Annotated in this window: 13 protein-coding genes; 10 read left to right on the forward strand and 3 right to left on the reverse strand. The window is 70.2% G+C overall.

Annotated elements, in window-relative coordinates:
* Nucleotide 1: 1 nt before the first annotated feature.
* Together Ato02nite_RS22955 and Ato02nite_RS22960 are read left to right on the forward strand one after the other, a co-directional pair.
* On the forward strand, nt 2–1,618 hold the full coding sequence (locus Ato02nite_RS22955) for a DUF885 domain-containing protein (protein WP_213008643.1): 1,617 nt from the start codon (nt 2–4) through the stop codon (nt 1,616–1,618).
* Between the two features lie 30 nt (nt 1,619–1,648).
* Entirely contained in the window at nt 1,649–2,461 is an 813-nt protein-coding gene (locus Ato02nite_RS22960; protein ID WP_213008644.1) for a DUF1206 domain-containing protein, read from the forward strand.
* Here the strand turns inward: Ato02nite_RS22960 and Ato02nite_RS22965 are convergent.
* The gene (locus tag Ato02nite_RS22965; protein WP_213008645.1) at nt 2,446–3,132 is read right to left on the reverse strand and encodes a hypothetical protein; all 687 of its coding nucleotides are present in this window, start codon (nt 3,130–3,132) and stop codon (nt 2,446–2,448) included. The two genes, Ato02nite_RS22960 and Ato02nite_RS22965, sit on opposite strands and share 16 nt — an antisense overlap.
* A 50-nt stretch (nt 3,133–3,182) precedes the next feature.
* Nucleotides 3,183–3,809 (reverse strand): hypothetical protein, encoded by a 627-nt coding sequence (locus Ato02nite_RS22970; protein WP_213008646.1) that lies wholly within the window; start codon nt 3,807–3,809, stop codon nt 3,183–3,185.
* Between the two features lie 164 nt (nt 3,810–3,973).
* Here Ato02nite_RS22970 and eno point away from each other — a divergent pair, with 164 nt between their 5' ends.
* The 7 genes from eno to Ato02nite_RS23005 all read left to right on the forward strand — a co-directional run bounded on the left by eno (nt 3,974) and on the right by Ato02nite_RS23005 (nt 9,155).
* On the forward strand, nt 3,974–5,257 hold the full coding sequence (eno, locus tag Ato02nite_RS22975; RefSeq protein ID WP_213008647.1) for a phosphopyruvate hydratase: 1,284 nt from the start codon (nt 3,974–3,976) through the stop codon (nt 5,255–5,257).
* Between the two features lie 81 nt (nt 5,258–5,338).
* Nucleotides 5,339–5,893, forward strand: a complete 555-nt coding sequence (locus tag Ato02nite_RS22980) for an FtsB family cell division protein (RefSeq protein ID WP_213008648.1) — start codon at nt 5,339–5,341, stop codon at nt 5,891–5,893.
* A gap of 2 nt (nt 5,894–5,895) precedes the next feature.
* Complete coding sequence (locus tag Ato02nite_RS22985; protein ID WP_213008649.1) at nt 5,896–6,399, forward strand: DUF501 domain-containing protein; 504 nt, start codon at nt 5,896–5,898, stop codon at nt 6,397–6,399.
* Entirely contained in the window at nt 6,400–6,894 is a 495-nt protein-coding gene (locus Ato02nite_RS22990; protein ID WP_213008650.1) for an amino-acid N-acetyltransferase, read from the forward strand.
* Nucleotides 6,891–7,796 carry a Ppx/GppA phosphatase family protein gene (locus tag Ato02nite_RS22995; protein ID WP_213008651.1) on the forward strand — a complete coding sequence of 302 codons (906 nt, stop codon included), beginning with the start codon at nt 6,891–6,893 and terminating at the stop codon, nt 7,794–7,796. The genes Ato02nite_RS22990 and Ato02nite_RS22995 overlap by 4 nt, the downstream gene beginning before the upstream one ends.
* Nucleotides 7,797–7,863: 67 nt before the next feature.
* The gene (locus Ato02nite_RS23000) at nt 7,864–8,193 is read left to right on the forward strand and encodes a PadR family transcriptional regulator (protein WP_213008652.1); all 330 of its coding nucleotides are present in this window, start codon (nt 7,864–7,866) and stop codon (nt 8,191–8,193) included.
* Nucleotides 8,190–9,155: an HAAS signaling domain-containing protein gene (locus tag Ato02nite_RS23005; protein WP_213008653.1), complete on the forward strand. Its 966-nt coding sequence runs from the start codon at nt 8,190–8,192 to the stop codon at nt 9,153–9,155. Before Ato02nite_RS23000 ends, Ato02nite_RS23005 begins: the two co-directional genes overlap by 4 nt.
* Before the next feature lie 69 nt (nt 9,156–9,224).
* Here the strand turns inward: Ato02nite_RS23005 and Ato02nite_RS23010 are convergent, their stop codons facing one another.
* Complete coding sequence (locus tag Ato02nite_RS23010) at nt 9,225–9,884, reverse strand: GNAT family N-acetyltransferase (RefSeq protein ID WP_213008654.1); 660 nt, start codon at nt 9,882–9,884, stop codon at nt 9,225–9,227.
* Between the two features lie 168 nt (nt 9,885–10,052).
* Between Ato02nite_RS23010 and Ato02nite_RS23015 the strand changes: the two genes are divergently transcribed.
* On the forward strand, nt 10,053–10,766 hold the full coding sequence (locus Ato02nite_RS23015; protein ID WP_246607325.1) for a uracil-DNA glycosylase: 714 nt from the start codon (nt 10,053–10,055) through the stop codon (nt 10,764–10,766).
* Nucleotides 10,767–10,780: the final 14 nt, after the last annotated feature.

Consider the following 10,780-nt stretch of genomic DNA (forward strand, 5'->3'; position numbering starts at 1 on the left):
CATGCCGGAGTTCGTGCCCCTCGCTGAGCGCATCGTCGATGCCATCCTGCAGAGCGATCCCGCCCTCGCTTCCGAGGTCGGCGATCATCGCTATGACGACCGCCTGCCCGACCTGTCACCGGGCGCGGTGTCCGAGCGGGTGGGCATGCTGCGCGATGCCGCCGACTCGCTGTCCGGCATCGATCCCGAGTCCTTCGGTCCGGAAGATCAGGCCGACCACGCGATTCTCGCGGCCCTCGTCGAGCGCGACCTGTTCGAGCTGACCGACGTGCGCGAGCACGAGTGGAACCCGTTGCACCACAACCCCGGCCCGCTGCTGCACGCGCTGATCGCCCGCCAGTTCGCGCCGGCCGAGGAGCGTCTGACCAGCCTGGGCGGCCGGCTCGCGGCGATCCCCGACGCGCTGGCCACCGCCCGGGCGGTGCTGCGCGACGTGCCGCGCATCCACGCCGAGACCGCGGTGGGCCAGTTCAGCGGCACGGCCGCGCTGATCCGCGACGAGTTGCCGGCCCTCATCGAGCAGGAGCCGGGCATGCGGGCCGCGGTCGAGCCGGCCGCGGCGGCCGCGCTGGCCGCCCTGACCGAGTTCGACGGCTGGCTGCGCACCCGGCTCGAGGGCGGTGAGCCGGGCCGTGACCCGCGCCTGGGCCGCCCGCTGTGGGAGGCGCGGCTCTGGCACACGCTCGACACCGAGCTGCCCGCGGCCGAGGTGCTGTCCCGCGCCCGTGAGCGGCTCGATCTGGTCGGTGAGCAGCTGCGCGCGGCCTCCGCCGAGCTGATCGGCGGGCCGGAGAGCGACGAGACGGTTCGCCGCGCGCTCGACACGCTCGCCGCCGACCATCCCGACGACGCCACCATCGTCGACCTCGCCAAGGTCACGATGGAGGAGGCGACCGCGTTCGTCCGCGAGCACGACATCCTCACCCTGCTCGACGACCCGTGCGTGATCGAGGAGATGCCCGAGTTCGCCCGCGGCATCGCGGTGGCCTATTGCGACCCGCCCGGCCCGCTCGAGACGGCCGACGTGCCGACGTTCTACTGCATCTCGCCGACCCCGGCCGGCTGGTCCCCGGAGCGGGTGGAGTCGTTCTACCGGGAGTACAACGACCACATGATCCGCGACCTCACCGTCCACGAGGCGATGCCGGGTCACTTCCTCCAGTTGGCGCACGCGCGGCGGTTCCGGGCCGAGACCAGGGTGCGCGCGCTGGGCTGGTCGGGCCCGTTCATCGAGGGCTGGGCGGTCTACACCGAGGAGCTGATGGCCGGGCTCGGCTTCGGCGGCCTGCCGGTGCGCCTCCAGCAGCTGAAGATGCAGTTGCGGATGAGTCTCAACGCGATCATCGACCAGCTGGTCCACTGTGCGGACCTGCCCGAGGCCGAGGCGATGGCGCTGCTGACCGGCCGCGGTTTCCAGGAGGAGGGCGAGGCGGCTGGCAAGTGGCGGCGTGCCCTGCTCACCTCCACCCAGCTGAGCACCTACTTCGTGGGCTACACCGAGGTGGCCGAGATCGCCGCGGCCCGCCCGTTCGGCGCCACTCCGAAGGCCTGGCACGACGCGATGCTGGCGCACGGCTCGCCGCCGCCGCGCCACCTGCGCACGCTGCTCGGCGTTTAGCCGGAAGATCGTTCGGTCAAGGTAGGCCCCGTGGCCTCCTTGACCTCGCACGCACACAAAGCTGCCGACAATCCCTGGCTGGAGCGACTGACCCGGGCCGGGCTGGTCGCCTACGGCGTTCTGCACGTGCTGTTCGCGTGGCTGATCCTGCGCATCGCGTTCGGCACCGCCCCGGCCGACGGCGACCAGTCCGGGGCGCTGCACCACCTGGCCACCAAGCCGTACGGCGCGGCGCTCATCGTGCTGCTGGTGATCGGCCTGGTCGCGATGACGATCTGGCAGATCTTCGAGGCGGCGATCGGTCACCGCGGCGAGCGCGGACGGCACCGCGTCTACGAGCGGGTCGCGTCGGCCGGCCGGGCCGCGTTCTACACCTACCTGGCCTGGACCGGTATCAAGGTCCTGCGGGGCAAGAACAAGTCGTCCGCCGACCTGCAGGAGCAGGCCAGCCAGGACCTCATGGTGTCCGGTGGCGGGCGGCTCGCGGTGGCCGCGATCGGTGTGCTGGTCGCCGCGATCGGCGTTGGGCTGGCGATCTACGGCCTCACCAAGAAGTTCGAGAAGCACCTGCTGACGTCCCGGATGACCGCCCACGTCCGCCGGGTGGTGCGCCGGCTCGGTGAGGTGGGCTATTCGGCGAAGGGCGGCGCCTACGCCGTCGCCGGGGCCCTGCTGGTGCTCGCGGCGGTCACCTACGACCCCGACAAGGCCCGGGGCCTCGACGCGGCCCTGCGAGCCATGGCCGACCAGACGTACGGCTCGTGGCTGCTGGCGGCCACGGCGCTCGGCATCGCGGCGTACGGGCTGTTCTCGGTGGTGCAGGCGCGTTACCGGAAGGTCTGAGAGCGCCGGTCGGTCACCTGCGCCGAGGCGGGCAGGTCGAAGCCGGCCGGTGACGCCTTGTCCTGGTAGGCCGTGAGGGCCTGCTCGAAGCGCTCGCCCGCGATCGTGCCGGTGAAGCTGCCGAGCGCGCCCTCGTTGGTGACGCAGAGCCCGAACTCCGCGGTGGGCGTGCCGTCGACCTGCTTGAGGTCGAGGCAGGTGGCGTGCCGCCCGGCGATCGTGGTGTCGTGCGGCACCGCCTCCACCTCCTGGTCGAGGGAGGCCGTGTTGAGCAGGGCGAGCGCCGCCTCGGGCGTGATCAGCGTGCTGCCGGTCAGCGGGGCCGCGGTGGGCGGCGCCGGGTCGGTCCGCGTGCATTTCAGGGCCGCGTCGCCGGTGCAGCGGGTGTTGCCGGTGGTCTGCTCGAGGAGCCGGCCACCGGGATAGACGTACGCCGTTCGGGCGGGTTTCTGCGCCTGCGTCACGGTCGCGGTCTCGCCGCCGGCGAGCTGGTAGGTCGCCGTGTAGGTGAGCCCGGTCACCCGGGCGAGCTGGCCGGCCATCTCCGAGACCATGTCGTCCTGGCTGAGGCCGGCCGCGCTGGCCTGGTCGAGCCCGGTGCACCCGGCCGCGCCGAGCACCACCGCGACGCTGGCGAGACCGGTGGCGGTAAGGCGCAGACGGAAGGGCACGACTGACACCATTGCCTACTTACGCAACCGTGCGCAAACGAGAATCGGGCTCAGTCGTGGCTGCGGTTGCGGTGCAGCAGCTGGTTCCGCATGATGTACCGCCGAATGACCCGGGCCTGCACCTCTTCCTGGTCGTCGAAGACGGCGACCATCTCCACCGAAAGCGGGCCGCGCCTCGGCACCTGCTGGCGCAGCGAGTTGACCTTGTAAGTGGTCGCCGGGAACGACACGACTTCGTCGCCGACCTGAATACTCAGCGTCATCTCGTCGCCGGGGTGCAGCTCGACGTCGGTGAAGTGGGCGCGGACCGCCCGCTCGCTCATGTCGTGCACCAGGCCGACCGCGTCGTCGTGCCCCGGTCGGCTCATCACCACCGGTTCACCGCCACCGCCCCGCACGTAGGAGCGGCTCTGCAGCACCGCGGGATGCCCGGTGAAGCGGACCTCCACCCGGTTGCCGTCGACGCCGACCACGTGCCCCTGCTGGGCGTAGCGGCCACGCGGAGCCGCAGCCCAGCGCAGTTCCACCGTCGAGTTGGCGGGAGGCACCTGGGCCATCGCCAGGGACAGTGTGATCACCGTCCCGGACGCGTGGACGACCCTTACCTCAGGATGCGTTTCGCCGTACGAGGTCATCTCGACGTATGACCCGTCCGGCGGGAGACTCGGAGCGCTCATAGTGCCCGGGTGTTCGGCATTTTCGCCCCGATCCTTAGCCATCCGGCATAAGTTCACCGGCCGCCCGTACGCCCGATCCCGGGCCCGGATACGCTCAGTGCCGTGGTCGGCCGCAAGGTCGCGGTCGAAGACCTGCAGCCTTATGAAGGGGAGCGACACCACACATGGCCACCATTGAAGCGATCGTCGCCCGCGAGATTCTCGACTCCCGGGGTAACCCGACCGTCGAGGTCGAGGTCGGGCTGGACGACGGAACGGTCGGCCGCGCCGCGGTGCCTTCGGGTGCCTCCACCGGCGCGTTTGAGGCGCTCGAGCTGCGCGACGGCGACAAGGGCCGTTACCTGGGCAAGGGCGTCGAGAAGGCCGTTGCCAACATCGAAGACAAGATCGCCGACGAGCTCATCGGTTACGAGGCGAGCGAGCAGCGGCTGATCGACCAGAAGATGCTCGACCTGGACGGCACCGCCGACAAGTCGGAGCTGGGCGCGAACGCGATTCTCGGCGTGTCGCTGGCGATCGCCAAGGCCGCCGCGCAGTCGGCCGAGCTGCCGCTGTTCCGCTACCTCGGTGGCCCCAACGCGGCGCTGCTGCCGGTGCCGATGATGAACATCCTGAACGGTGGTGCGCACGCCGACTCGAACGTCGACGTGCAGGAGTTCATGATCGCCCCGATCGGCGCGCCGACCTTCCGCGAGGCGCTGCGCACCGGCGCGGAGGTCTACCACGCGCTGAAGTCGGTGCTGAAGAAGAAGGGCCTGTCGACCGGCCTGGGCGACGAGGGCGGCTTCGCGCCGAGCCTGGCGGCCAACGCCGCCGCGCTCGACCTGATCGCCGAGGCGGTCAAGGCGGCCGGTTTCACCCTGGGCACCGACATCGTGCTGGCCATGGACGTCGCGGCCACCGAGTTCTACAAGGACGGGGCGTACGTCTTCGAGGGCTCGCCCAAGTCGACGGACGAGATGATCCAGTACTACGCGAAGCTCGCCGACGAGTACCCGATCGTCTCGATCGAGGACCCGCTGGCCGAGGAGGACTGGGCCGGCTGGAGCGCGATGACCGCCCAGCTCGGCAACAAGATCCAGATCGTCGGCGACGACCTGTTCGTGACCAACCCGACCCGCATCGGCCGGGGCATCGCGGAAGACGCGGCCAACGCGGTCCTCGTCAAGGTCAACCAGATCGGCTCGCTCACCGAGACGCTGGACGCGGTCGACCTGGCCCACCGGGCCGGTTTCAAGACGATGATGTCGCACCGTTCGGGTGAGACCGAGGACACCACGATCGCCGACCTCGCGGTCGCGGTCGGCAGTGGCCAGATCAAGACCGGCGCCCCGGCTCGTTCCGACCGGGTCGCCAAGTACAACCAGCTCCTGCGCATCGAGGAGCAGCTGGAGAGCGCGGCGCGGTACGCCGGTGCGGGCGCTTTCCCGCGTTACCGGACCGCGTAACGGGCCGACCGAAGATCATGGAGTTGTGGCACTCTCAATGGGAGTGCCACAATCCGTGACCGTCGAGCGGGGGAGCCAGGGGTGACCACACAGCGGCGCGCACCGAGCGGACAGGGCCCGTCCCGCCGCCCGGCATCGTCGCGGGTGCGCACGACCGGCACGACCCGCGTGCAGACCCGCACCCGGGCTCGGCCCGCCCCGACCCGGCGCACCGTCAATGTGGGCTCCGGACCGGCGAAACGCACCGCCGCCCCCAGGCCACGCGCGCTGACCGGCCGGGCCACCGTCCTGATCGTGGTGTTCGTCGCCTTGGCTCTCGCGTACACCTATCCGTTGCGGGTCTATCTCGCCCAGGAGTCGCAGATCGCCCAGCTGGAGGCCGATCAGGCCGCCCAGCGCAAGCTGATCGCCGCGAAATCGGAAGAGCTGGCGAAGTGGGACGATCCGGAATATCTCCGGGCGCAGGCCCGGGAGCGGCTCTTCTACGTCCTGCCGGGGGAGACCCCGCTGCGCGTGCTCAACGACCCGGACGGCGCCGCGAAAGAATCCGGGAAGCCGGCCTCGGCCGTCCCTGACCGCTGGTACGACACGTTGTGGAGCAGCGTCCAAGCCGCCGACTCGGAGCCTTCTAACTGATCATGGCCACACCCTCCGAAGCCGACCTCGAGATCGTGGCGGCCCAGCTCGGCCGCACCCCCCGTGGCACTCGCGCGATCGCGCACCGCTGCCCCTGCGGCAATCCCGACGTGGTCGAGACCGAACCGCGTCTGCCCGACGGCACCCCGTTCCCCACGCTCTTCTATCTGACCTGCCCGCATGCGACGGCCGCGTGCAGCCGGCTGGAGTCGGCCGGCGTGATGCGCGACATGCAGGAGCGGTTGTCGACCGATCCGGAGCTGGCCCAGCACTATGCGCGGGCGGCGGAGGACTATCTGGCCCGGCGCAAGGCCATCGAGGACGTGCCGGAGATCTCCCAGGTGGCCGCGGGCGGCATGCCGGACCGGGTGAAATGCCTTCACGTCCACCTCGGGCACGCCCTGGCGGCGGGTCGCGGCGTCAACCCGTTCGGCGACGAGGTGCGCGACGCGGTGGAGCCGTGGTGGGTCGAGGGTCCCTGCGTTTCCCTTAAAAAGGACGAATGAGTGGAAATCCGGCGGGCGCGCACCAGGGACATCAAGGCTATCCGGACTCTCGTCGATGCCTACACCGCCGATCGGCGCCTGCTCAGCAAGGCCACCGTCACGCTGTACGAGTCGGTGCAGGAGTTCTGGGTCGCGGTCGACGAGGAGGATCGGGTCCTCGGCTGCGGCGCTCTGCACGTGATGTGGGAAGACCTCGCTGAGATCCGTACGGTGGCGGTCGACCCTGCCTTCCGCGGCCGCAAGCTGGGGCACAAGATTGTGACCCGCCTCCTCGATGTTGCTCGTGAGCTGGGCGTAGCCCGGGTTTTCTGCCTGACCTTCGAGACCCGTTTCTTCGGCTTGTTCGGCTTCACCGAGATCGACGGCGCCCCCGTGCCGCACGCCGTCTACGAGCAGCTGTTGCGTTCCTACGACGAGGGTGTCGCCGAGTTCCTCGACCTCGAGCGGGTCAAACCCAACACCCTGGGGAACACGAGAATGCTGCTGCACCTATGAGAGTCGCGGCGATCGACTGCGGCACCAACTCGATCCGGCTGCTCATCGCGGACGTCGCGAATGGCGAGATCACCGATGTCGCCCGGCGGATGGAGATCGTCCGGCTGGGCGAGGGCGTCGATCGCACCGGCCGGCTGTCCGACGCGGCGCTGGCGCGCACGCGAAAGGCCCTCGAGGGGTACGCCGCGGAAATAGCGGATCTCGGGATCACGACGGTCCGGATGTGTGCCACGTCGGCGTCCCGGGACGCGTCCAATGCGGCCGACTTCCGGGAGATGGTCCGCGGCGTGCTCGGCGTCGACCCCGAGGTGATCACCGGGGACGAGGAGGCGCGACTCTCGTTCACCGGCGCGGTCGCCGGCCTCGACGCGTCACCACCCTTTCTGATCTTCGACATCGGCGGCGGCTCGACCGAGTTCGTGACCGGCGTCGACGGGGTGGAGCACGCGATCTCGATGGACATCGGCTGCGTCCGGATGACCGAGCGGCACCTGCACTCCGACCCGCCGTCGGCCTCGGAGATCGCCGCCGCCACCCGGGACATCACCGAGGCGGTGGACACTGCACTGGCCACCGTTCCCGGGCGGAACGCACGCACCCTCGTCGGCTTGGCCGGCACGGTCACCACGATCACGGCGCTGGCGCAGGGGCTGCCGTCCTACGACGCGACCCGCATCCACCACGCCCGGATCAGCCGCGAGGCGGTCGCCAAGGTGGCCGACGAACTGCTGGCCATGACCACCGCCGAACGTCTCGCCCTCCCGGTCATGCACCCCGGCCGGGCCGACGTGATCGCCGGCGGTGCCCTGATCTTGAAGATCATCATGGAGCGCACGGGCCACGAGTCCGTGATCGCCTCCGAGCACGACATCCTCGACGGCATCGCCTTCTCGATCGCTTAGTCCTTTTTGGGCAGGCTCGCTATGACGGTCTTGACGGTACTTCGCAGTGCACAGTACTGTGCGGCGCGTGGATACGACCCAGCTCCTCAAGGGCGTGCTCGACCTGGCCGTCCTGGCCGCCCTCCGCGACGAGGACGGCTACGGCTACGACATTCTGCGTCGGCTGCGCGCGGCCGGCCTCGAGGAGGTCGGCGACGCCTCGGTCTACGGCACGCTGCGCCGGCTGTTCAACGCCGGCCTGCTCAACACCTACGTGGTGCCCAGCGACGAGGGCCCACACCGGAAGTACTACGGCCTCAACGCGGCCGGCCGAGCCGAGTTGCAACGGTCCGGCAAGATCTGGCACGGGTTCGCATCCACGATGGACGACTTGCTGCGTGAGCGGGGGGCGGCGTGAACACCACGGCACAGGACGAGATCTACGAATATGTCGGCGCGGTCCGGCAGGCCCTGTCGGGCCTGACCGACGAGATGCGCGACGAGTTGCTGGAAGACCTTCCGGAACACCTGGCGGAAGTCCTGGCCGAGGGTTCCGGCACGCTGGTCGACCGCTTGGGCACCCCCGAGGCGTACGCCGCTGAGCTGCGCTCCTCCGCCGGCCTGGTCGGCGGTTTCCCGGACCCGCCGGCGCCCCGCTTCCGGCGGTTGGCCGAGACCCGCGACACCATCGTGCGGCTCCTGGGCCGGGCGGACGTCCGCGTCGGCCCGGTGATCGGCTACCAGAAGGCCAGCGACTTCCTGGTCCTGCTCCGCCCGGCATGGTGGGTGCTTCGCGGCTACCTGGCCGCGATGGCGATCGCGTTCCTGCTCGACACCAACCGCAGCGGCACCGGCCTGCTGCCCCGCGTCGGCGACAACGAACTGGTCGCGCTGGTCCTGCTGGCCGGCTGCGTGATCGCGTCGATCGTCCTGGGTGGACGCAGCCGCAATCTCGCCCGCGGCCCCCGCTACGCCCTGCGGGCCGGCACGGCCTTCCTGGTCATCTTCGCCCTGGCCGGCTTCGAGGGCGCCGACAGCAATGCCCGCAACGTTCAGTACAGCGACGCGAATTACGGCACCTACTACGACAACAACCCTTACAGCCAGATCAACGACGTGTACGTCTACGACGGCTCCGGCAAGCTGGTGACCGGCGCTCACCTGTACGACCAGGACGGCAGCCCGATCGAATTCGGCGCCGACATCTGCCTGGACCAGGCGCAGTACGACGTGTCCGTGGCCCGGGGCGGTGGCTACCCCTACTGCCCCGAGAACGCCCCGTTCGGCAACAGCCACACGCAAGACCCGCAGGCGTCGTCGTTGCCCGCTGAGCCGGACGCTTCGCCGTCCTCCGCCGTGCCCACCCCGTCCCGTTCCTGATTGCCGTTGACCTTTGGTGTGAACCGATGGGATCCGCGCCGGCCAGGACCACAACGCCCGCCTGAAGGATTACCGCGTCAAAAAACCCGTAGGAGCCGCGAGCAGCGCCTCGGAGCCGACCGCCCGGAAGCCGGCTGCATGGAAGGAGCGGACGGCCCGGGCATTGCCCGGCGCCTGCTGAGACCAGATCATCGCCCCGGCCGGCACGAGATGCCGCGACGCCACCGCCAGTTGCCGCCCGAGCCCGCGGTGGCGTTCGCCCGGCTCCACCTCGATCGCCATCTCCCAGCGCCCGGCGATGCCTCGCCCGAGAACGACCACGCCGCCGTCGGCCAGCCAGACCCGCACGTCATCCCGGCGTGTCAGCGCCCGGCGCACCCGCGGATGCCCCATGTCGCTGATCTCTTTGAGCGCTATCGGCGGCTCTCCCGGCAGGGCAGAAGCGACGGTGAGCAGATCGATGGTCTCGGTCTGCCGGCCGGTCCGTTCCAGCAGCGCGGCGAGAAAGCGCGGATTCATGGCCGCCGCCAGCCGATCGCAGTCGATCCCGGCCAGCGTGGCCCGCACCCACGCCGGGTCCTCGTCGATGAACACCACCGAGTGCCCGGTGAACGCCACCACCCCCGCATCCCGCGCATGGTGCTGCGGCACGACGGTGACGCCGGCGTCGTCCGGCGGGAACCGCCCCGCCGCGGCCGCGTCCAGGATTTCCGCGAGGCTCTGTTCCATCCGCCCATTAGATCGCGCGCCCGCGCCGGGCGAATCGCCGTCGGTCCAGGGTTATCCGCGGCGAGAGAACTACGGTTCGCCGCGATCATGTTGAATTGCTGGCATCTCCTAACGCGAACTCTTCAAGATCAGGGGGCCGCCGGGGTGGAATCCCGTACGAAAGCCGACGTGGTGGACCGCGCGGCCGCGGCCGCGGATCTCGGCGTTCTGGACGCGGAGATCGCGGAGTGTTTTGCCTGCCCGCGCCTGGTCGCCTGGCGCGAGGAAGTCGCCCGGGTCAAGCGGGCCGCCTTCCGCGACCAGGTCTACTGGGGCCGGCCGATCCCGGGCTTCGGCAATGCGGACGCGGAGATCGGCATCCTCGGCCTGGCCCCGGCCGCGCACGGCGGTAACCGGACCGGCCGCCTCTTCACCGGTGACCGGTCGGGCGACGTGCTGTTCGCGGCGCTGCACCGGGCCGGCCTGGCCAACCAGCCGCTGAGCGTGTCGATCGACGACGGCCTCGAACTCCGCAACACCCGGATCTTCCCGGCGGTCCGATGTGCGCCGCCGGACAACAAGCCGACCCCGGAGGAACGGGACACCTGCGCGCCCTGGTTTCACCGCGAGCTTCAGTTGATTCGCCCGACTTTGAAAGTTGTCGTAGCCCTCGGGGCATTTGCCTGGGGTGCGTGGTGGCCCGCCATGAGCGCGGTCTATCAAACGAAAACCCCGGTGCCGCGGCCGAAGTTCGGGCACGGTGCGCTGGTCAGCCTGCCCGGCGTTCCCGACCTCCTCGGGTGTTTTCACGTCAGCCAGCAGAACACCTTCACCGGCCGGCTCACCCCGGCGATGCTCGACGACGTGTTCGCCCGTGCGAAGACGCTCGCGGGCCTGGCATGATTCGGCAGGTCCGC

This window comes from Paractinoplanes toevensis, assembly GCF_018332695.1.
Taxonomy (GTDB): Bacteria; Actinomycetota; Actinomycetes; order Mycobacteriales; family Micromonosporaceae; genus Actinoplanes; species Actinoplanes toevensis.

Excerpts from the sequence above, each read along its gene's own strand:
- Ato02nite_RS22955 (WP_213008643.1), top strand. The coding sequence starts at position 2 with ATGCCGGAGTTCGTGCCCCTCGCTGAGCGCATCGTCGATGCCATCCTG.
- Ato02nite_RS22970 (WP_213008646.1), bottom strand. The coding sequence starts at position 3,809 with ATGAGCGCTCCGAGTCTCCCGCCGGACGGGTCATACGTCGAGATGACC.
- eno (WP_213008647.1), top strand. The coding sequence starts at position 3,974 with ATGGCCACCATTGAAGCGATCGTCGCCCGCGAGATTCTCGACTCCCGG.
- Ato02nite_RS22985 (WP_213008649.1), top strand. The coding sequence starts at position 5,896 with ATGGCCACACCCTCCGAAGCCGACCTCGAGATCGTGGCGGCCCAGCTC.
- Ato02nite_RS22995 (WP_213008651.1), top strand. The coding sequence starts at position 6,891 with ATGAGAGTCGCGGCGATCGACTGCGGCACCAACTCGATCCGGCTGCTC.
- Ato02nite_RS23010 (WP_213008654.1), bottom strand. The coding sequence starts at position 9,884 with ATGGAACAGAGCCTCGCGGAAATCCTGGACGCGGCCGCGGCGGGGCGG.